The sequence below is a fragment of the Rhizobium johnstonii 3841 genome (assembly GCF_000009265.1).
Lineage (GTDB): Bacteria > Pseudomonadota > Alphaproteobacteria > Rhizobiales > Rhizobiaceae > Rhizobium > Rhizobium acaciae.
In genome coordinates this window covers 215,944-237,365 of the sequence record NC_008384.1, presented here as the reverse complement: position 1 = coordinate 237,365, position 21,422 = coordinate 215,944, and the positions used below count along the sequence as shown (strand labels likewise).

Genomic DNA, 21,422 nt, shown 5'->3' with positions numbered 1-21,422 from the left:
CCGGGCGACAATAACAGCTTCTCGCTGCGGCGTCATCTGCGCATTACTACTGTCGATTGCCACCGCATGAAGAGATTCCCTAAAGTACAATATCGGGCGAAGGCAGCATTCGCTAAAGTTCAGCGGGCCGGGGCAGAGATGCTGCCGGCCTCGCAACCCTGCCGGAGGCAGCTCCAGCAGGTTCTTCATTTTCAAAGCAGTCCAATTGAACGACGCATGCGATCGGGGCGCTTTGCCGCGAGCGGCTCCGTCATTCAACCGAACGGCAACGGAGGGATTTGAAATGAACGGCAGAATCCTTATCCGCTACATCGGAGCATTGGCTTCATCCACCATTCTCTGGTGCGCGGCCTCGCCCATGCAAGCGCAGGACACCCAACGAAAACCCAACATCCTGTTCATCGTTTCCGATGATACCGGCTACGGCGACCTCGGCCCCTATGGCGGCGGTGAAGGTCGCGGGATGCCGACCCCGAACATCGACAAACTGGCGGAAGACGGCATGACCTTCTTCTCCTTCTACGCCCAGCCGAGCTGTACGCCCGGCCGCGCCGCCATGCAGACGGGACGCATTCCGAACCGCAGCGGCATGACGACAGTTGCCTTTCAAGGACAGGGCGGTGGCTTGCCGGCAGCGGAATGGACGCTAGCATCTGTGCTGAAACGTGGTGGCTATCACACCTACTTCACCGGCAAATGGCATCTCGGCGAAGCGGATTACGCCCTGCCGATTGCGCAAGGCTATGACGAGATGCGGTACGCCGGCCTCTACCATCTGAATGCCTATACCTATGCCGACCCCACCTGGTTTCCGGATATGGATCCGAAGCTGCGGGAGATGTTCCAAAGGGTGACGAAGGGGGCGCTTTCCGGCAAGGCCGGGGGACCTGTCACTGAAGATTTCAAGGTCAACGGTCAATATGTCGACACCCCGATTATCGACGGCAAGGAAGGCGTTGTCGGCATCCCCTACTTCGACAGCTATGTCGAAAAGGCAGCCGTCGAATTTCTCGACGAAGCCGCAAAGAAGCCGGATGAGCCCTTCTATATCAACGTGAACTTCATGAAGGTGCACCAGCCAAATATGCCGGCGCCGGAATTCGAGCACAAGTCACTGTCGAAGAGCAAGTATGCCGACTCGATCGTGGAACTCGACACCCGTATAGGCCGGATCATGGACAAGCTGCGTGAAACGGGGATGGACCGGAACACACTGGTCTTCTACACCACGGACAATGGTGCTTGGCAGGACGTCTATCCGGACGCTGGGTACACGCCGTTGCGTGGCACGAAGGGTACATTGCGCGAGGGCGGCAATCGCGTCCCTGCGATCGCCGTCTGGCCCGGTAAGATCAAACCCCGCACCAAGAACCACGACATTGTCGGTGGTCTCGATCTGATGGCGACATTCGCTGCCGTCGGCGCGGTCCCCCTTCCCACCGAGGACCGCGAAAACAAGCCGATCATTTTCGACAGCTACGACATGTCGCCGATCCTCCTCGGCACGGGGAAATCGGAACGGAAATCATGGTTCTATTTCACCGAAAATGAGCTGTCGCCAGGTGCCATCAGGGTCAATAACTACAAGTTTGCGTTCAATCTTCGCGGCGACGACGGAGCGCAGACCGGCGGACTGGCAGTCGATTCCAATCTCGGCTGGAAAGGCCCGGACAAATACGTGGCAACGGTTCCCCAGGTCTTCGACCTCTGGCAGGATCCGCAGGAGCGCTACGACATTTTCATGAACAACTTCACTGAACGTACATGGATGGGCGTTGTCATGGGCGAAGAACTCCAGAAAATCATGGCGACTTACGTCAAGTATCCTCCAAGAAAGATGCAAAGCGTCGGCTACACGGGTCCGATCACGCTCTCGAACTACGAGCGCTTTCAGTGGGTGCGTGATCAGCTCGCCAAGGATGGTGTGACGCTCACCCTCCCGACCGGGAACTGATCGAAGAGCGGCGGCTCTGCGAGGGGTCGCCGCCCATATTCTGTTTCTCCCTGTTGCCAACCCCGGAGGATGACCGATGTCTTTTGTCCGCTCGGCGCCGCGATTGATCTGCCTGATGATCATTGCGCTCGGTGTCGCACTGGTTCATGCCACTTCTGCATTCGCTCAAAGCGATCCTTTGCCTTCCTGGAACGATACCGCCTCGAAGGTTGCCATCGTCTCTTTCGTCGAAAAGGTCACTGGGCAGGGATCGCCCGACTTCGTCCCGGAAACCGAACGGATCGCCGTATTCGACAATGACGGCACCCTGTGGGTCGAGCACCCCATGTACGTCCAATTGGCCTTCGCTTTGGACCGCGTGAAGACGCTTGCTCCGCAGCATCCGGAATGGAAGGAGACGCAGCCATTCAAGGCGGTGCTTGACGGCGACATGAAGTCGCTCGCGGCGTCGGGCGAAAAGGGCCTCGTCGAGCTCATCATGACCACGCATGCCGGAATGACCAGCAGCGATTTCCAGAAGATCGTGACCGATTGGCTCGCTTCGGCCCGTGACCCCAAGTTCAAGCGGCCCTACACCGAACTCGTCTACCAGCCGATGGTCGAGCTTCTCGCCTATTTCCGCACCAACGGTTTCAAGACCTTCATCGTTTCAGGCGGAGGCATAGAGTTCATGCGGCCATGGGCGGAGAAAGTCTACGGCGTCCCGCCCGAGCAGGTCATCGGCTCGTCGATCAAGACCGAATTCAGGATGCAGGACGACACGCCGACCCTCTATCGGCTTCCCGAAGTCAATTTCATCGACGACAAGGCCGGCAAACCCGTCGGGATCAACCAGCAGATCGGCCGGCGGCCGATTGCCGCCTTCGGCAATTCCGACGGAGATCTCGAAATGCTGCAATGGACGACCATGGCAGGCGCACCTGCCAGGCTCGGCGTGCTGATCCATCACACCGATGCGGAGCGTGAATATGCCTACGACCGCGATACAGAGTTCGGCCGCCTCGACAAGGCGCTCGATGCGGCCGCGATCACCGGCTGGACTGTCGTCGATATGAAGGCCGACTGGAAACAAGTGTTCAAGGATTAGGATTGCGCCTCACGCCAGAGGTTTGAACCATGGCGGCCCGATCTTCTCAAACGTCAACAGGGAGCGATTGAGTGGCAGCATCTGTTCGGTCAGCAGCAATGGGACGAATAGCGGTCCTGCTTTTCCTGTTGCTCGCGCCTGCCGGGCGCAGCCTTGCGACCGACGACATCTCGACATCCGGGGCCGACCCGCAGATATCGATCCATGAGGGTTTCGTGGACGAAAGGACGTGCGCAGCCTGCCATGCCGATCAGGCCGCGGCTTTTTCGAAATCCCACCATGCAAAGGCGATGGCGCTGGCTGACCACGAAACAGTGCGCGGCGATTTCAACAACACCCGGTTCGACCATGACGACGTCGTCACCACCTTCACCCGTCGCGATGGTCGTTTCTTCGTCGGCACCGAGGGAGCGGACGGCGGCCAAGCCGAGTTCGAAATCAAATACACCTTCGCCTACGAGCCCCTGCAGCAATACCTCGTCGACATCGGGGGAGGACGGCTGCAGGCTCTCGACATCGCCTGGGATACGGTCAGACGGCAATGGTTCTGGCTCGGCAACGGCACCCCGGCCAAACCCGGATCGACCTATCATTGGACAGGACCTTTTTATCGCTGGAACCGCACCTGCATCGATTGTCATTCGACCGATCCTAAGGCGAAGTTTCAACCGCAGACCAACGCATACAAGTCGACCTACGTCGCCACCAGCATCGGCTGTCAGTCCTGTCACGGCCCCGGAGCCAAGCACGTCGCTTCGGCGCAATCGGGCAACGCCTCATCCTCCGTCAAGCTGGATACAGGTCTGCCGAAAGTCGATGCCGGCATCTGCTTTGCCTGCCATGCCAGGCGCACCAAGCTGCTGGACGGCTATCAACCGGGAAAGCCCTTTCTCGACTATTTCTCCCCTGACCTGCTCCGGCAGGACCTCTATTTCCCGGACGGGCAGATCCTCGACGAGGTCTTCGAGTATGGCTCGTTTCAGCAAAGCAAGATGGCAAGGGCCGGTGTGACATGTCTCGACTGTCATCGGCCGCACGAGGCCGGGCTTAAGGTCGAAGGCAATGCGCTCTGCACGCAATGCCATGCCGAGACGAAGCCGGAGCGCTTCGTCAACCAGGATCCGAGCGGGCTGTTCGACACTCCCGCGCATACCCACCACCAGGCCGGTTCGACCGGGGCACAATGCGCCAACTGCCACATGCCGGAACGCACCTACATGAAGGTCGATCCGCGCCGCGACCACTCCTTCGTCATCCCCCGGCCCGATCTATCGGCAAGCCTCGGAACGCCGAATGCGTGCACGACCTGCCATGTCGGCAGAACCGATGATTGGGCAACCGAGACAATGGACGGATGGTACGGAACGCAATGGCGCAAGCGCGCGTCGATCGCCCATGCCTTCGCCGGAGCTGCGAAAAGCGATCAGACCGCGATTGAGGCTCTGCGCGCGCTTGTCGGTGACCAGGACCAGGCAGGAATTGTCAGGGGCAGCGCCATCGCCGCACTGAGTGGAATTAGCGGCGTGGATGTCGCCACCGACATTCGAACGGCCGCAGCCGATGCAGATCCGCTCGCAAGGCTCGGCGCTGCGGAAGCAGCAGGCAATATTCCGCCGGAGCAGAGGCTGGAGGCGATCGGCAACCTGCTTGGCGATGCGACGCGCGCGGTGCGCGTTGCTGCCGCGAATGCACTCGCAAGCACCCCGCCCGAGCTCTTCGGCAATCAGCGCGGCAATTTCGAAACGGCTGTCGCGGACCTGCGCGCCTATGTCGAAACGAATGCCGACGTCGCCGAAACACAAAGCAATTATGGCGTCTTCCTGTTTGCTCGACAGCGTACGGCCGAGGCCGAAGCCGCCTTTCGACGGGCGATTTTTCTCGACCCGACACTGGAGGCAATGCGCATCAATCTCGCGGAATTCTACCGCGCCACAGGCCGGAACGACCTGTCGGAGCAGACTTATGCCGAAGCGATCCGGATCGCGCCTGAGCGCGCGGATCTGCGTTACGGACATGCGCTGTCGCTGGTGCGCAAGCAGGCATTGACCGAGGCTATCACGGAACTCCAAGAAGCGGTGCGGCTGGATCCGCAAAACTCCCGCTACAAGACGACCTTTGCCGTCGCTCTCGATTCCGCTGGCCGGACGGGGGAGGCATTGGACAGGCTCGATGGTTGGGCAGCGGGTGGAGACGCCGATATCGTGGGCCTGGCACTGCAATACAGTCTCAAGCTTCGACGCTTGCCGGAGGCGCTGAAACACGCGGAGGATCTGGCGCGACTGAGACCTGAGGACCAGCAGCTCTCAGGCCTCATCGGGCAGTTGAAGCAGGAGATCAACGGAAAATAGGTATTTAAGCTTGTTCAAATCTACTTCTCGCTGCACAGTGCCGACTCGGGACAGCAGTGCCGAGGCGATAAACGAGATCGGGGGATTCTCATGAAAGCCATATACTTGCGTGCCATTCTGTTGCTGGCTGGCATCTCCGCGGCGTCGGTCGGCAATGCCGCCGATGTCACGCCGCTCACGCCGGAAGCAAAAACTGTCGAGAGCCAGAGCGGCTGGGAATTCACCTTCGCTCCATATTTCTGGGCTGCCGGCCTATCCGGCGATATTGGGCAGTTTGGGCTGCCGGAAGTTCATGTCGACGCGGATTTCGGCGATATCCTCAATAACCTCGACTTCGCTTTCATGGCGGCAGGCGAAGCAAGATACGATCGCTTCAGCATCGTTGGTGACGTGATCTACACCAAGCTGGGTGCCGATGCCGACACGCCGGCCGGCATCCTTGCCGACAGCGTCGATGTGACGTCGAAGACCTTCGCGGGATTTCTTGGCGTCGGTTACGCCATACTCGAAGACCAAAATGGCCACCTCGACGTGGTCGGCGGCATGAAGGTCTGGTCGGCCAAAACCGAGATCTCATTCAATGGCGGCATTCTGGCCGGAGTGGATGTCGAAGACAGCGCCACGTGGGTCGATGCCGTTGCGGGCGTCCGAGGAAATTACTTCTTCACGCCGGAAATCTATGTCACGGGGTGGGGCCTACTGGGCGCCGGCGGCGCCGATATCGACTGGGATGTGGCGTTGGGCCTCGGCTACAAGTTCAACGACACCATCTCAGCGGTCGCCGGATATCGTGCACTCGGCGTCAATTACGATAATGACGGGTTCGTCTTTGACGTCGTCCAGCAGGGGCCGATCTTCGGGGTCGCCATCCGGTTCTAACGGGCGGACTGGCGAACTTCGTACTGTTAGCGATTATCCTTCCAGTATGCTCACCTTTTGAACACCTGTTGTCCTCGAGGAGCCGGGACAACGACGTCTCCCAGGAAGCAGAGAGCCGCCGTGACAGCGGCTCACAGTTCGGTATCCAACAGCATCGATCCGGGGGATATGGTTTCATTTCGGAGGAAGCCTGCCTTGCGGGCTGGGTTCAATCGGATCATGGAGGCCTTGATGAAGAAAGTCGCTTCTTGGGTAGTACTGGTTGTCGCGCCGCTCGGTGTCTGGACAGGGACGGCAGCCGCCCAGTCGAGTGAAGACCTGGCGAAGAAGCTTTCCAATCCGATAGCCTCGCTCATCAGCGTCCCGTTCCAGTTCAACTACGATCACGGCTATGGTCCAGACGACGGCGACAAGGCGACGCTGAACATTCAACCGGTCATTCCCTTCAAGATAAACGAGGACTGGAACGTCATCTCGCGCACCATCCTGCCAGTCACATGGCAGAACGACATTGCCGGACCGTCGGGAACGCAGTTCGGTCTGGGCGACACCACGCAAAGCTTCTTCTTCTCGCCGTCCAAGCCGACCGAGAGCGGCATCGTCTGGGGCGTCGGCCCCGTGTTCCTGCTGCCGACGGCGACGGACGAGCTCCTCGGAAGCGGCAAGTGGGGTGCGGGTCCGACAGCGGTCGTCCTTAAGCAGGACGGCCCCTGGACTTACGGCTTTCTCGGCAACCACATCTGGTCCTTCGCTGGTCAAAGCGACCGGGAGGATGTGAGTTCGACGTTCCTCCAGCCGTTCCTCTCCTACACGACCAAGGACGCCTGGACGTTCTCGCTGAATACGGAGTCGACATATAACTGGGAAACGAACGACTGGTCGGTTCCGATCAACTTCGCAGTCGCCAAGCTGATCACCATCGATAAGCAGCCAATCAGCCTGACGGCGGGCATACGATATTGGGCGGCGGCTCCAGACAATGGCCCGGAAGGACTCGGCTTCCGCGTCGCGGTAACGTTCCTCTTTCCGAAGTGAACTGCAGCCGACGGCACGCTCCGCCAAAACGTCTTCGGGGCTCGGATCTCCCAATCTTCGTAGAATATGGGCTTGCCTGGCAGCCATCGCGAAACTTGCTCCAGCAGTTCAAACTGCTACAGCGTCCTTTGCGTGCCTGAAAAGACGCGCAGCGCCGTAGTAGCAAAAGCTCAACCTTCTTTTGCTATTGCTGGAGCCGATTGCGTTGGAGACGATTTCGGCGATGAAAATTCCGACAGTGATGGTTCTGATGGCGGCCCTCCTGCAGCCGGTCTCAGCCTTCGGCGAGACCGAATGGATAGGCGGCGCGAGACAATGGTCGGTCGGCATTGCCAACGAGAGCCCGCATCCCTATTGCCGCCTGCTGTGGGACAGCGAGATCGGCAAGACCATGGAATTCCGCCAGAGCGCGACCGAGACGTTCTGGCTGGTCGCAAAGAACACATGGGACATTCCGGCCGGCACCAAGACCGAGGTGACGCTGACCGATCGTACGGTGACGAAAGTCATCGCTGCCGATTTCTTCGACAAGAACACGCTTCGCCTCTGGGGTCCGGCCAGCAAGGGGAGCGCCGGGCTGAAGAAGATCATCAAGAATTCCTTTGCCGGAATGCCTGACGTGCAGATCACCTTTGCCGGCGACGAAGGCGACTGGACGCTGCCGCTCTCGCGGGTGGAGCAGCTCTACCCGACCTTCGTTCAGTGCCTCAAACGTCTCGAGGCAGGCGAAAAGCCAAAGCAGAATTCCGAAACCCAGCCGTTCTGAGGCCGATCATAGCGGCGGCGCAGTCTCGCGGATCAGGCTGCAGACAGCCTCGATATCGCCGTTGAGCGGCCGTTCGTCGCCATAATGGGAAACCTGTTCCCGCACTGCCTTATAGACCAGCTCCGTGCCTGCCGCCCGCGGCGCCGTCGCCACCAGGAAATCATGCGCCTGGGCAGCAGCCATCAATTCGATCGCCAGGATATATTCGGCATTGTCGATGACGGCGAGCAACTTGCCGGCCGCAGCCGTCGGATGCGCGAGAAAATCTTCCTGCAGGCCGGAGGTCAGACCGCCGTCCATGGCCGCTGGTGCGGCAAGGCGGCGGTTCTCGTTGCTGAGTGCGGCGGCGGTATATTGGGCGATCATGAATCCGGAATGGCTGCCGGCGTCGCTGGCCAGAAAGGGCGGCAGACCGCTCACCAGCGGATTGACCAGCCGGTCCATGCGCCGTTCGCTGATTGCGCCGATCTGTGCGAGCGCAATCGCCAGACTATCGGCCGCCTGCCCGAGCGCCGGGGCAACCGCATGGGCCTCGGAAGAGACGATCGGCTGTTCCAGCGTGCCTGAGACAGCAGGATTGTCGGTCACCGAGGCAAGCTCCTGATCGACGGCGCGGGCGGAATTGTCGAAGACATCGCGGGCGGCGCCATGCGCATGCGGCACCGAACGAAGGCTGAGCGCATCCTGCGTGCGCCGGCCGAAGGCGGCTGCGACAAGGCCGCTGCCCTGAAGCCGCGCGCGTAGCGTCGCTCCGACTTTCTCAATTCCAGCCGATGGGCGCAGCGCCAGCACGGCCGCGTCGAAGGCGGCGATCTGGCAGCCCGCCGCTTCCAGCGTCAGGGCTGCGATCGCATCGGCCCAGTCGAGCAGCCGCTCGGCGCGTGACAGTGCCACTGCGGTCAGGCCGGTGGCGCAGGCGGTGCCGTTGACAAGGCTCAAGCCCTCCTTGGCGCCGAGCACCAGCGGTTCGAGCCCGATCGCAGCAAGCGCCTCGCGGCCGCTCATGCGCCGGCCGGCCAGGTGAGCGCTGCCTTCGCCGATCAGAACAAGCGCAATATGGGCATTGTGGACGAGATAACCGGCAGAGCCCTTGGACGGCACGTCGGGAATGCAATCATGTTCCAGCAGGGCCGCAAGATGCTCGACGATCTCGCGCCGCACGCCGGAATGGCCATGGGCGAAATTGGCGATCCCGGCGGCGATGATGGCGCGCACTTCGCGGGCAGCCAGCAATGGCCCGACGCCGCAGGCATGGCTGAGCACGATGCTGCGCGACAACAGGCTCTGCGAGGCCCGATCGACCACCGTATCCGCCAGTGCCCCGACGCCGGTATTGACGCCATAGGCGCGCACCCCCGTCTCGACGATGCGCGCAACGATGCGGCTTGCCTGCTCGACGCGCCCCCAGGCGGCGGGCGACAGCGCCAGCGTTTCCCCTACCCCGACGCGCGCGACATCGCGCCAGGTGAGCCCCGCATCGATGGTGATCGTCATTGACCGCTTCCGAAATGGCCGATGAACTGGCGGAAAGCCGGTGTCGCGCCGCCGGTAAACATTTCGTCCGGCTTGCCGCTACTTTCGATTAGCCCTTCGCGCATGAAGACGACGCGGTTCGAGACGTTGCGGGCAAAGCTCATCTCATGGGTGACGACGAGCATGGTCATGCCTTCCTCGGCAAGCGCGCGCATGACGCGCAGCACCTCGCCGACAAGCTCCGGATCGAGCGCCGAGGTCGGCTCGTCGAACAGCATCACCTTCGGCTTCATCGCCAGCGCGCGGGCAATCGCCGCACGCTGCTGCTGGCCGCCGGAAAGATGGGCCGGATAGGCGTGGCGCTTATCGGCGATGCCGACCTTTTCAAGCAGCGCTTCGGCCTCGGCGATGCAGTCGGCGCGCGGCCGCTTCAGCACATGGATCGGGCCCTCGATGACGTTCTGCAGGATCGTCATGTGGGACCAGAGATTGAAGGACTGGAACACCATGCCGAGCTCGGAGCGGATATGGTCCACCTGCTTCTGGCTGGCCGGCTTGCTTCGCCCGCCCTTGTGCACCATGCGGACCTCCTCGCCGTCGACCCAGATCTCGCCGTCGCTGGCGGTTTCGAGCATATTGATGCAGCGCAGAAAGGTCGACTTGCCGGAGCCGGAGGCGCCGAGCAGCGAAATCACGTCGCCGTCTTCCGCATCGAGGGAAATGCCGCGCAAGACCTCGTGCGTACCGAAGCTCTTGCGGATATTGCGGACCGATAGTCGGGTTACGCCTGGCATGGGTGCTCCAATCGGGTCAAAAAGCCGCTCACGCCTTCAGCGCCTGCGGGGCCGCGCGGCGGTGTCGGGACAGCGAATATTCCAGCAGAGCCATGCCCTGCAGGATGATGAAGTTGAGGACGAGATAGATGATCGCCGCGCAGAGAAAGACTTCCATCGTTCGGTAGGTCTGCGAGATCAGCCGCTGGGCGACGCCGGTCACTTCCCAGACGGTGACGAGGCTTGCGAGCGCCGTCGACTTCATCATCAGCACGATCTCGGTGGAATAGGCCGGCAGCGCGTGGCGGAAGGCGATCGGCGCCAGAATACGGCGGACCAGCAGGAAGCCGGACATGCCGATCGAGCGCGCCGCTTCGATCTCCTTCGGCGAGACGGCGCGAATGCCGCCACGGAAGATCTCCGCCGTGTAGCCGGCGGTGCAAAGCGCCAGCGACAGCACGGCGCAGACCATCGGCTCGCGCAGGAACGGCCAGAGGAAGGAATAGCGGATGAAGCCGAACTGGCCGAGGCCGTAGAATACCAGGAACATCTGGATCAGCAGCGGCGAGCCGCGGAAGATGAAGATGTAACCCTTGGCGAAGCTCGTAAGCACCGGATTGCCGCTGGTCCGCATCCAGACGATGACGAGCGCCAGCAGGCCACCTGTGATGATCGACAGCGAAAACAGGATGAGCGTCGTCGGTACGGCCTTGAGCAGGGTGACCAGGGTCGAGGCGATGAAGGTAAAATCCATTGTCGCCTCCTTACGCCTGGCCCATGGCGGATGCCGGCATGCTGCGGTTGGCGCGGCGCTCCGCGCCGTTGAAGACGCGGTCCGAAAGGCTGGTCAGGAGTAGATATAGGCAGCCGCCGGCGATGAAGAACAGGAAATATTGCCGGGTCGAGCCTGCCGCCACCTGGCTGGTTCGCATCAGCTCGGCAAGCCCGGTGACGGAGATCAGCGCAGAATCCTTGAGACTGAGCTGCCACACGTTACCGAGGCCGGGAATGGCGAGGCGAAACACCTGCGGCATGATGATGCGGCGAAGGCGCATGCCGCGATGCATGCCGATCGCCGAGGCGGCTTCGAGCTCGCCCTTGGAGATGGCAAGGAAGGCGCCGCGGAACACCTCCGCCTGATAGGAGCCGGAGATGATGCCGACGGCAAGCGCGCCTGCGATAAAGGAGGGCAAGCCGAGGAAACCCTCGTAACCCATTGCCTTGCCGATCGCGGTGACGGCCGAGGAGCCGCCGAAATAGATGAGATAGATGATCAGCAGTTCGGGCACGCCACGAAACACGGTCGTATAGACGTTGCCGAGCGTGACGAGGATAATATTTCCGGAGAGTTTCGCCGCCGCGACGATCGCGCCAAGCACCGCGCCGATCGCCAGCGCTGTGGCCGTGACGGCCAGCGTCATCAAGGTGGCGGCAATGAGCAGCGCGCCCCATCCGGTCGAGCCGAAGCCGAGCAGTTCCAAGCTTGCCATATCGTCCGTTCCCCGTCCGTGGCAGTGTTTTGCGGATTGACACCAGAGCATGATGCCGAAAAGTGTCAGCGGTTTTCGGACGACATCATGCTCTAACTCTCTTATTGAGAACAGGATTCAGATTTTAGGCCGACCCGGCCTAAAATCATCCTGTTCGAGCATGCTGTCTCCGGCGATAAAGCCGGAGACAGGTGTATGCGGCCGAAAGGCCGAAACGCTTACTGCAGCGGGCTGACGTCCATCTTGAACCACTTCATCGACAGGGTCTTGACCGTGCCGTCGGCGAGTGCGGATTTGATCGCCTCGTTGAACTTGTCGCGCAGGTCGGTATCGGCCTTGCGCAGGCCGAGACCTTCACCCTCGCCCCAGATCGAGCCGGCGATCTCTGGGCCGGTGAAGGCGAGCGTGTCGTTGGCGGCCTTGAACGCGTTGGCGAAATAGACGGCGTCATCGAAGCCGAGGTCGATACGGCCGTTCTGCAGGTCGAGGTCGCGATCGGCGCCGGTCTTGTATTCGCGGATCTCGGCAATGTCGCCGAAATTGTCATAGACGAACTTGGCGTAGACGGTGGCCGCCTGGATGCCGATCGTCTTGCCCTTGAAGACTTCCTTCAGCGCGTCGATCTCCTTCACGCCGGTCTGGCCGGGCGTCATCTTGATCGTGGCGCCGGTGCCGGCGGCGTTCGCCATCGGGCTGTCCTTGGCGGCGGCGAAGGCGGCGGGCGTGGCGGCATAGGGAATGGTGAAGTCGATGATCTTCTTGCGCTCTTCGGTAATCGACAGCGCATCCATGATAACGTCGAACTTGCCGGCGTTGAGCGCCGGGATCATGCCGTCCCAGTCGGAGGCAACCAGCGTGCACTCGATCTTGGCGCGTTCGCACAGCACCTTGGCGAGTTCCGGCTCGAAGCCGCCGAGCGTGCCGTCGGCATTGGTGAGGTTCCAGGGCGCATAGGCGCCTTCGAGAGTAATCGTCGCCTTCGTCCAGTCCTTGGAAAAGGCAGGCGCGGCGAAAGCGGAAAAAGCCGCCACGCCACAAAGCAGGATTGCGCTGAATTTCATTTGTGAATTCTCCTCTGGAGTTGAAACAGACCTTGCAGCACCACGGCCGATCTTCGCCGGCTTGCCCTTTCATGTCCTATTTTTCTCAAAGGATCGATTGGGAGGTTGTATATGGTACCATATGAGATATTTTGTGATATGCAAGAGGGAAAGTCGAATTATGTGGCGAATTCCATTCGTGCAAAAGGAATAGGCAATGAAGCGTCCCGGCGAGATGAAGCGCGAACTGGCGGAAAATGACAGCACGCCGCTCTATGCCGGCGTCAAGCAGGTGATCCTCGACCGCATCCAGAGCGGCGAGTGGCCGCCGAAATACCGGGTGCCCTCGGAAAACGAGCTGGTCGTCGAACTCGGCGTCAGCAAGATGACTGCCAACCGGGCGCTGCGCGAACTTGCCAACGAGGGCGAACTCATCCGCATCCAGGGCGTCGGCTCCTTCGTTGCCGAGCGCAAGGGGTATTCGGCACTGTTCGAAGTCCGCAACATCGCCGAGGAAATCGCCGAACGCGGCCATGTCCATGAAGCCGCTGTCGTCGTTCTCGCCCAGGAAACCGCCTCTCCCGAGGTTGCCGACGCGCTCGAATTGCCGATTGGTGCCGCGGTTTTCCACTCGCTGATCGTCCACAGCGAAAACGGCGTTCCCGTGCAGATCGAGGACCGCTTCGTCCATCCGGAAGCCGCCCCGGAATATCTTGCCCAGGATTTTTCGACGCTGACGCCCAACGCCTATCTGACGGCCGCAGCGCCGCTCAGCGGCTCCGAGCATGTCGTCGAGGCGGCGATGCCGCAGGCCTGGGAATGCAAGCTCTTGACCATCATGAAGACCGAACCGTGCCTGACGATCCGCCGGCGCACATGGTCGGCAAAACAGGTGGTCTCAACCGCCCGTCTCGTCTATCCCGGCCACCGCTACCGGCTGGAAGCGCGCAGCGGCAAGATGTTCGAGGAATGAAAACACCCGCTATGTTGTATATGGGACTTCGTAGGCTACGCCATCGCCAGGAGTGAGGTTGTGATCAGCAGAGGCTCGCATTGCTCGGCTGAGGAAACCGCCCATAGCATCAGGCGGCCCGTTATAAGGTTTTGGCAGAGACTTATAACTTGACTACAGGAACGGGAGTTATAAGGTCTTGGCAGAGACTTATAACAGCCTGCGAAAATGAGCGGAGGCGACTTTTTTAAAAAGAGGCAAGAACACATGGACAAGGCGTGGGCCGAGTCTGTCGCCGAGAGAACCGCCGCACGCCAGAAGGAAGAAACGCCAATGCTGAAAGAGATCGACATCAGCTATCGGACGATGTTCGCGGAACTAACGCAGCGGACGCTCGATGCGCAATTTGCGGCAGACTTCCCCATGGAGGGCTGGTTCGTAACCGTCACAGTGAAGGACCGCGATTACTGGTATTTCGATCTCCCTACTCCCGAGGGAAAGGACAAGCGAAGCTATGTCGGTCCCCACACCGACGAGGCAATCACGGCGCGGGTGAAGACTCACAAGGAGATCAAGGACAACATGCGTGAGCGAAGGCGGATGGTTAGTACTCTGCGCCGTGCTGGCCTTCCGGGTCCCGATCCCTTCGCGGGCGACGTGACGAAGGCGCTTGCTGACGCCGGTTTGTTCCGTCTCCGTGCAGTCCTGATCGGGTCGGTGGCTTTCAGCACCTATGCGGGGATGCTAGGGGTCCGACTGCCATCGTCGGCAATGCAGACCGGCGATGCGGATTTCGCGCAGGACTTCGCGATTTCAGCCGGGGTCGAAGACAGTTTGCCGCCCGTGCTAGAGGTCCTGCGGTCGATCGATCCCGAGTTTCGACCGGTACCGCACCAGGCGGACAAAGCGAAGGTGGTGGCATTCCAAAATGCCAAGGGCTATCGGGTGGAGTTCCTTACGGGAAACCGGGGATCGGACGAATACACGGGCAAGCCGTCTCCTATGCCCGCCCTTGGTGGCGCGTCGGCGGAAAACCTGCGGTTCCTGGATTACCTGATCTATGAACCTGTCCGCACGGTGCTTCTCTTCCGCGAAGGCGTAAACGTCCTCGTTCCCGCTCCCGAGAGATATGCTGTCCACAAGCTCATCGTGTCCTCAAGAAGGGGCACAGACACTCTAGGCCGCGTAAAGGCGGACAAAGACTTGACGCAGGCCTCGTTGCTCTTCCAAGCCCTCGTGGAGACGCGCCACGACAGCGAGCTGGCGGATGCTTGGGAGGAAGCATGGGATCGCGGGGATGCCTGGAAAGAGGGCATCGTCAACGGCCTATCGAGACTGCCCAAGAACGGGGTGAAAGCCCTCGAAAAGGTTCTCGGCCCCGAGGCGGTGGAAGACCTGGTGAAAAGGTAATCGGAAAGATGGCCGTAGAAAACAGTCCATATGACCCCGGACCTTGCCAGCGTTGCGGCAAGCCGTCGGAAGTCGCCTAAAAGGTCGGCCAGCAAGCTGTGAAGGGCGAGGTCAAGTATCTGCCGGATCGGCGGCCATGCCTCGCCTGCTGCGATCGCATGGCGGACGATGACGCGGCCCTCATGCCCAGCAGTTCCGTCAGCCAGCCATGGGCGGGATTTCGACAGATCCAGCAGGTTCGTCACCGGGGCACCAGCCGGTTGGATCGGGCTCTTTATTACGATGCCGGCGTGAAACGCGCCACCAGCGCGTGACGATCGCCCGGATAGGTGAAGCGCACATGCGTCACCGGGCCGGCATTGCTCCAGGTGCGGCGTTCGACCACGAGGCAGGCGATATTCCGCGCTATATCGAGAGCCGCCGCCAGCTCGGCACCCGCTGAGACGGCATGGATCCGGTGTTCGGCCGTACTCCACGGCACCTGGTTCAGCAGCCAGGGGCCTGGCGCCATCGTCAGGAAATCGGCATCGGCTGCTTCAGGAACCGTCGCAAGACTGATCAGCCGCTCCTCCAGACAAAATGGCCGCGCGCCGGCATTGTGGATGCAGACGACCTCGACGACCGAGGAGGCCACCGGCAGTTCCAGACGGCGGCTGTCGTCCGCCTTGGCCTTGCGGCTCACCTTCTTCAAAACCGCATAGGAATAGGGCAGGTTGAGCGACTGCACCTCGGCCTTGATGTCGTGGATTTCGAGAATGGCCGATTGCGCCTGCGGCTGGGTGACGAAGCTGCCGGACTTCTTGCGGCGCTCGATAAGGCCGGCCTTGGCAAGCTGGGTCAGCACCTTGTTCACCGTCATGCGCGAGCAGTCATACTGCGTGGCGAGATCGACCTCGAAGGGAATGCGGTGCCCCGGCGGCCAATCGCCCGAGACGATACGGCCCTCGATGTCGCCGAGGATGCGCTGATGCAGGGTGGGATCCCTGCTTTGGTTCATCGCCACGTTCCGATTGGTCTCCCACTATCTCTTTGTTTTTACGCAATTCCGGACGAAAAACCACTACACGTTTTTGCTGGAACTGCTCTAATTCGAATGTCCGGACAGGAAAAGCTCTTTTTCAGGCGGTCAGCAATTCGCCCATGACAGCGAGGAATCGCCGGTCGATCGCGTCGCGCCTGAGATGGCGTCCGCCCTCCACCTGCTTGCGGCCGCGCGCCCAGACGCAATCGACGGAAATGCCGCCGGCAAACAACCAGTGATCGAGGATCTGGTCGCCTGCGAGATAAGGAACGGCCGTCGTATCGAGCGAAACGATATCGGCGTGATGGCCCTCGACAAGACCCGCCGGAGCTTTCAATGCGGCACCGCCGCCGGCAAGCGCATGTGTGAACAGCGAAAGCGCCGTCGAACCGCCGGGTGCTGCGACGACGTTGCGGGCGCGAAGCGCCAGGCGCTGCGAATATTCGAGCTGGCGCAGTTCCTCCGGCACGGAGATCAGCACGTTGGAATCCGAACCGATGCCGTAACGCCCGCCCTCTTCGAGAAAGAGCGGTGCGGCAAAGGCGCCGTCGCCGAGATTGGCTTCGGTGATCGGGCAGAGGCCGGCGACAGCGCCGCTTTTCGCCATCCGCCGCGTTTCGTCCTCGGTCATGTGCGTCGCATGGATCAGGCACCAGCGCTCATCCACGGGCGCATGATCGAGCAGCCATTCTACCGGCCGCGCGCCGGACCAGGCGATGCAGTCCTCGACCTCCTTCACCTGCTCGGCGACATGGATATGGATGGGACCGTCGCCGGCCATCGGCACCAGCCTTGTGAGCTCGTCCGGCGTTGCGGCGCGCAGGCTGTGCGGCGCCAGCCCGAGCTCGGCGCCGTCGAGCCGGCCGGTCACCGCCCGGCATCCCTCCATCAGCCTTTCGAAGCTTTCGAGCGAATTGATGAAGCGCCGCTGGCCGTCGATGGGGGCGGCACCGCCGAAGCCAGAATGGGCATAGAAGACCGGCAGCAGCGTCAGGCCGATACCGGCCTCTTCGCTTGCCGCACCGATGCGTTCGGCAAGCTCGGCGATATTGGCGTAAGCGCTGCCATCCCTGTCGTGGTGGAGATAGTGGAACTCGCCGACACGGGAAAAACCGGCCTCCAGCATCTCTGTATAGAGCTTGGCGGCGACCGCCTCGACATGCTCCGGCGTCATCGCCAGGGCAAACTTGTACATGACAGTGCGCCAGCTCCAGAAGCTGTCATTGGCCGGGCCGCGCACTTCGGCAAGGCCGGCCATCGCCCGCTGGAAGGCATGGCTGTGCAGGTTCGCCATGGCGGGAACGAGGAGAGCGTGGCGTTCATCGCCGGGCTCGGGAGCAGTGCCGATTTCGACCCGCGCGATGCGCCCGGCCTTAAGCGTCAGCCGCACGTCCTTCTGCCAGCCCTGCGGCGTCAGCGCCGTGCCTGCGTGAAGCGTGGTCATGACCTTCCCTCTCCTCTTGCCGTGCCGCCGATCTTTCTTTTCCAGAAAAGCGCACAAAATTTCTCTTGTCACCTGTCGATTATGTATATACATGTTTTGGCATAAGGAAAGGCGCAAAGCTGATGACCGGGAACATTTTTTCAGAGGAAGTCTCGCCCGCAGAAGCCCGCCCAGTGCTGTGGCGCAATGCGCGGCTGGCCACGCTGGCGCCTGGCAAGGAAGGGCTCGGCATCGTCGAAAAAGGCGCCGTGCTGATCGAAAACGGCCGCATCGCCTTTGCCGGCGCCGAAAGCGAGCTGCCGGCATCGGCCATCGAACATTCCGACATCGTCGATCTCGAAGGCCGCTGGGTAACGCCCGGTCTCGTCGACTGCCACACCCATATCGTTCACGGCGGCAACCGCGCCCGCGAGTTCGAAATGCGCCTTGCAGGCGCGACCTATGAGGAGGTCGCCCGCGCCGGCGGCGGCATCGTCTCCTCGGTGAAGGCGACCAATGCGCTGTCGGTCGAGGAGCTTGTCGCCCAGGCCCTGCCGCGGCTCGACACGCTGCTTGCCGAAGGCGTCACCACGATCGAGATCAAGTCCGGTTACGGGCTGAACCGGACCGGTGAAGTGAAGATGCTGCAGAGCGCCCGCCTGCTCGGCCATGTGCGCCCGGTCCGCGTCGCCACCAGCTATCTCGGCGCCCATGCGACGCCTGTGGAATATAAGGGTCGCAACGGCGATTATCTCGATGATGTCGTCCTGCCCGGTCTCGACGACATGCATGGCCTCGGTCTTGCCGATGCCGTCGACGGCTTCTGCGAGGGCATCGCTTTTTCCACGGCCGAGATCGCCCGCGTCTTCGACAAGGCCAAAACACTCGGCCTGCCGGTCAAGCTGCATGCCGAGCAGCTCTCCAATCTCGGCGGCGCCAAGCTCGCCGCGTCCTATGGCGCACTTTCGGCCGATCATCTCGAATATCTCGACGAAGATGGCGTTGCGGCGATGGCCGCAGCCGGCACCGTCGCCGTGCTGCTGCCCGGCGCCTTCTACGCCATCCATGAAAAGCAGAAGCCGCCGGTGGAGGCGCTGCGGCGGGCAGGCGTGCCGATCGCGATCGCCACCGATTGCAATCCCGGCACCTCGCCGCTCACCTCGATGTTGCTCACCATGAACATGTCGGCCACGCTTTTCGGCCTCACCGTCGAGGAATGCATCGCCGGCGCCACCCGCGAAGGCGCCCGCGCGCTCGGCCTGCTCGACAAGACGGGAACGCTCGAACCCGGCAAATCCGCCGATCTCGCCGTCTGGAATATCGAAAGCCTCGCCGAGCTCGTCTACCGCATCGGCTTCAACCCGCTTCACGCACGCGTCTTCAAGGGCGAAAGGAATGGCCGATGACCATCACGCTCCACCCGGGCTCCGTCTCGCTCAAGGATCTGGAAATCATCTACTGGACCGGTGTGCCGGCAAGGCTCGATCCGGCCTTCGATGCGGGGATCGCCAAGGCCGCTGCCCGCATCGCCGAGATCGCCGCCGGCAATGCGCCGGTCTATGGCATCAATACCGGCTTCGGCAAACTCGCCTCGATCAAGATCGACAGCGCCGATGTGACCACTTTGCAGCGCAATCTCATCCTGTCGCATTGCTGCGGCGTCGGCGCGCCGCTGCCTGAGAATATCGTGCGGCTGATCATGGCGCTGAAGCTGGTCTCGCTCGGACGCGGCGCCTCCGGCGTGCGGCTGGAGTTGGTGCGGCTGATCGAAGCCATGCTGGAAAAGGGCGTCATTCCGCTGATCCCGGAAAAGGGCTCGGTCGGCGCCTCCGGCGATCTGGCGCCCCTCGCCCATATGGCGGCGGTGATGATGGGCGAGGCCGAAGCCTTCTTCGCCGGCGAACGCCTCTCGGGCGCGCGAGCCCTCGAAAGGGCCGGCCTCAAACCGGTGGTGCTCGCCGCCAAAGAGGGTCTCGCTCTCATCAACGGCACCCAGACCTCGACGGCGCTGGCGCTCGCCGGCCTCTTTCGCGCCCATCGCGCCGCGCAGGCGGCGCTGATCACCGGCGCCATGTCCACCGATGCCGCCATGGGCTCTTCGGCGCCCTTCCATCCGGATATTCACACATTGCGTGGCCATAAGGGCCAGATCGACACGGCGGCGGCACTTCGCGCCCTGCTCGAAAACTCCATCATTCGCCAGAGCCACATTGAGGGCGACGAGCGTGTGCAGGATCCCTATTGCATCCGCTGCCAGCCGCAGGTCGACGGCGCCTGCCTCGATCTGCTGCGCTCGGTCGCCCGCACCCTCGAAATCGAAGCCAACGCGGTCACCGACAATCCGCTGGTGCTGTCGGACAATTCCGTCGTCTCCGGCGGCAATTTCCACGCCGAACCCGTCGCGTTTGCCGCCGACCAGATCGCGCTCGCCGTCTGCGAGATCGGCGCGATCTCGCAGCGCCGCATCGCGCTGCTTGTCGATCCGACCCTCTCCTACGGCCTGCCGGCCTTCCTCGCCAAGAAGCCGGGCTTGAATTCCGGCCTGATGATCGCCGAGGTCACGTCTGCGGCGCTGATGTCGGAGAACAAGCAGATGGCGCACCCCGCCTCGGTCGATTCGACGCCGACATCGGCCAACCAGGAAGACCATGTCTCCATGGCCTGCCATGGTGCCCGCCGCCTGCTCGGCATGACCGAGAACCTGTTCGGCATCATCGGCATCGAGGCGCTGACCGCCGCCCAAGGCGTCGAACTGCGCGCGCCGCTGTCGACGAGCCCGGAGCTTGGCAAGGCGATCGCCACTATCCGCACCAAGGTCCCGAGCCTCGACGTCGACCGCTACATGGCAAACGACCTCGCCGCCGCCGCGGAACTGGTGGCGACGGGCACGCTGAACGCCTCGGTTTCATCTGGCATATTGCCGGTATTGGAGGGTTGAGATGATGGTGACTGAAAAAGTCTCCTCCCAATGCGAAATTCGCCGAGGCACCTCCCCCATCATCCTCGGCTTTCCCCATACCGGCACCGAGGTGCCGCCCGAGATCGCCGACCGGCTCAACGACAATGGCAGGATGCTGGCCGACACCGACTGGCACATTCACCAGCTCTATGATGGCCTGCTCGACAATGTCACCACCGTGCGCGCCACCTTCCACCGCTACGTGATCGACGCCAACCGCGATCCGGCCGGCGTCAGCCTCTACCCCGGCCAGAACACCACCGGCCTCGTTCCCCAGACGGATTTCGACGGCAAGGCGATCTGGAAGGAAGGCGCCGCACCCAATGACGCCGACATCGCGGCGCGGCTGCGCGACTTTCATGCTCCCTATCATGCCGCACTTGCCGCCGAGATCGAGCGCGTGAGAGCAATCCACGGCGTCGCGATCCTCTACGACTGCCACTCGATCCGCTCCCACATTCCCTTCCTGTTCGAAGGCAAGCTGCCGGATTTCAATATCGGCACCGATATGGGCAAGACCTGCGACAGCGCCATCGAGCAGGCGACGCTCACCGTCGTCGAAGCCGCCAAGGGTTACGACGGCGTGCTCAACGGCCGCTTCAAGGGCGGCTGGACGACACGCCACTATGGTCGCCCCGAAACTGGTGTGCACGCGATCCAGATGGAGCTCGCGCAATCGACGCATCTCCAGACCGAGGCGGCGCCCTTTGCCTACGACGCCGCCAAGGCGGACAGACTTCGCGTTCATCTCAAGAACATTCTGGTGCGCATCGAACAGATTGCGCCAGGCCTGAAACGATAACGATCTCTCG

18 protein-coding genes are annotated in these 21,422 nt (G+C 61.9%); 11 read left to right on the top strand and 7 right to left on the bottom strand.

The window, feature by feature from the left end:
• The first annotated feature begins 283 nt into the window (after positions 1-283).
• The 6 genes from RL_RS30885 to RL_RS30860 all read left to right on the top strand — a co-directional run bounded on the left by RL_RS30885 (position 284) and on the right by RL_RS30860 (position 8,069).
• Complete coding sequence (locus RL_RS30885; RefSeq protein WP_041936893.1) at positions 284-1,954, top strand: arylsulfatase; 1,671 nt, start codon at positions 284-286, stop codon at positions 1,952-1,954.
• 115 nt (positions 1,955-2,069) lie between these two features.
• On the top strand, positions 2,070-3,041 hold the full coding sequence (locus RL_RS30880; RefSeq protein ID WP_233939088.1) for an HAD family hydrolase: 972 nt from the start codon (positions 2,070-2,072) through the stop codon (positions 3,039-3,041).
• Between the two features lie 98 nt (positions 3,042-3,139).
• Entirely contained in the window at positions 3,140-5,389 is a 2,250-nt protein-coding gene (locus RL_RS30875; protein ID WP_041936892.1) for a multiheme c-type cytochrome, read from the top strand.
• Positions 5,390-5,479: 90 nt separating this feature from the next.
• Positions 5,480-6,268, top strand: coding sequence for a hypothetical protein (locus RL_RS30870; protein WP_011654968.1), 789 nt, complete (start codon positions 5,480-5,482; stop codon positions 6,266-6,268).
• Positions 6,269-6,487: 219 nt separating this feature from the next.
• Entirely contained in the window at positions 6,488-7,303 is an 816-nt protein-coding gene (locus RL_RS30865) for a hypothetical protein (protein ID WP_027689955.1), read from the top strand.
• 223 nt (positions 7,304-7,526) lie between these two features.
• A complete protein-coding gene (locus tag RL_RS30860; protein ID WP_041936891.1) occupies positions 7,527-8,069 on the top strand; it encodes a hypothetical protein in 543 nt (180 codons plus the stop codon).
• Positions 8,070-8,075: 6 nt separating this feature from the next.
• On the opposite strand, the gene hutH (RL_RS30855) is transcribed toward RL_RS30860, so the two are convergent.
• From hutH (RL_RS30855) to RL_RS30835, 5 genes are all read right to left on the bottom strand, one after another.
• Entirely contained in the window at positions 8,076-9,563 is a 1,488-nt protein-coding gene (hutH, locus tag RL_RS30855; RefSeq protein ID WP_011654965.1) for an HAL/PAL/TAL family ammonia-lyase, read from the bottom strand.
• On the bottom strand, positions 9,560-10,336 hold the full coding sequence (locus RL_RS30850; protein ID WP_003548676.1) for an ABC transporter ATP-binding protein: 777 nt from the start codon (positions 10,334-10,336) through the stop codon (positions 9,560-9,562). The genes hutH (RL_RS30855) and RL_RS30850 overlap by 4 nt, the downstream gene beginning before the upstream one ends.
• A 28-nt stretch (positions 10,337-10,364) precedes the next feature.
• Positions 10,365-11,069 (bottom strand): ABC transporter permease, encoded by a 705-nt coding sequence (locus tag RL_RS30845; protein WP_011654964.1) that lies wholly within the window; start codon positions 11,067-11,069, stop codon positions 10,365-10,367.
• Positions 11,070-11,079: 10 nt separating this feature from the next.
• Positions 11,080-11,805 carry an ABC transporter permease gene (locus tag RL_RS30840; RefSeq protein WP_011654963.1) on the bottom strand — a complete coding sequence of 242 codons (726 nt, stop codon included), beginning with the start codon at positions 11,803-11,805 and terminating at the stop codon, positions 11,080-11,082.
• Positions 11,806-12,023: 218 nt separating this feature from the next.
• The gene (locus RL_RS30835; protein WP_011654962.1) at positions 12,024-12,866 is read right to left on the bottom strand and encodes a transporter substrate-binding domain-containing protein; all 843 of its coding nucleotides are present in this window, start codon (positions 12,864-12,866) and stop codon (positions 12,024-12,026) included.
• A 196-nt stretch (positions 12,867-13,062) separates the two neighbouring features.
• On the opposite strand from RL_RS30835, the gene hutC (RL_RS30830) reads away from it, so the two are divergent.
• Both hutC (RL_RS30830) and RL_RS30825 read left to right on the top strand, forming a co-directional pair.
• On the top strand, positions 13,063-13,818 hold the full coding sequence (hutC, locus tag RL_RS30830; protein WP_011654961.1) for a histidine utilization repressor: 756 nt from the start codon (positions 13,063-13,065) through the stop codon (positions 13,816-13,818).
• Between the two features lie 312 nt (positions 13,819-14,130).
• Positions 14,131-15,207 carry a nucleotidyltransferase family protein gene (locus tag RL_RS30825; protein ID WP_011654960.1) on the top strand — a complete coding sequence of 359 codons (1,077 nt, stop codon included), beginning with the start codon at positions 14,131-14,133 and terminating at the stop codon, positions 15,205-15,207.
• A 277-nt stretch (positions 15,208-15,484) separates the two neighbouring features.
• Here the strand turns inward: RL_RS30825 and hutC (RL_RS30820) are convergent, their stop codons facing one another.
• Together hutC (RL_RS30820) and RL_RS30815 are read right to left on the bottom strand one after the other, a co-directional pair.
• Complete coding sequence (hutC, locus tag RL_RS30820; protein WP_011654959.1) at positions 15,485-16,204, bottom strand: histidine utilization repressor; 720 nt, start codon at positions 16,202-16,204, stop codon at positions 15,485-15,487.
• A gap of 121 nt (positions 16,205-16,325) precedes the next feature.
• Positions 16,326-17,672 (bottom strand): formimidoylglutamate deiminase, encoded by a 1,347-nt coding sequence (locus tag RL_RS30815; RefSeq protein ID WP_011654958.1) that lies wholly within the window; start codon positions 17,670-17,672, stop codon positions 16,326-16,328.
• Between the two features lie 122 nt (positions 17,673-17,794).
• Between RL_RS30815 and hutI the strand changes: the two genes are divergently transcribed.
• The 3 genes from hutI to hutG are packed head-to-tail and all read left to right on the top strand — an operon-like array spanning position 17,795 to position 21,412.
• A complete protein-coding gene (gene hutI / locus RL_RS30810; protein WP_011654957.1) occupies positions 17,795-19,057 on the top strand; it encodes an imidazolonepropionase in 1,263 nt (420 codons plus the stop codon).
• Positions 19,054-20,589 (top strand): histidine ammonia-lyase, encoded by a 1,536-nt coding sequence (gene hutH, locus RL_RS30805; protein ID WP_011654956.1) that lies wholly within the window; start codon positions 19,054-19,056, stop codon positions 20,587-20,589. The genes hutI and hutH (RL_RS30805) overlap by 4 nt, the downstream gene beginning before the upstream one ends.
• A 1-nt stretch (position 20,590) precedes the next feature.
• Complete coding sequence (hutG, locus tag RL_RS30800) at positions 20,591-21,412, top strand: N-formylglutamate deformylase (protein ID WP_011654955.1); 822 nt, start codon at positions 20,591-20,593, stop codon at positions 21,410-21,412.
• Positions 21,413-21,422 lie beyond the last annotated feature (10 nt).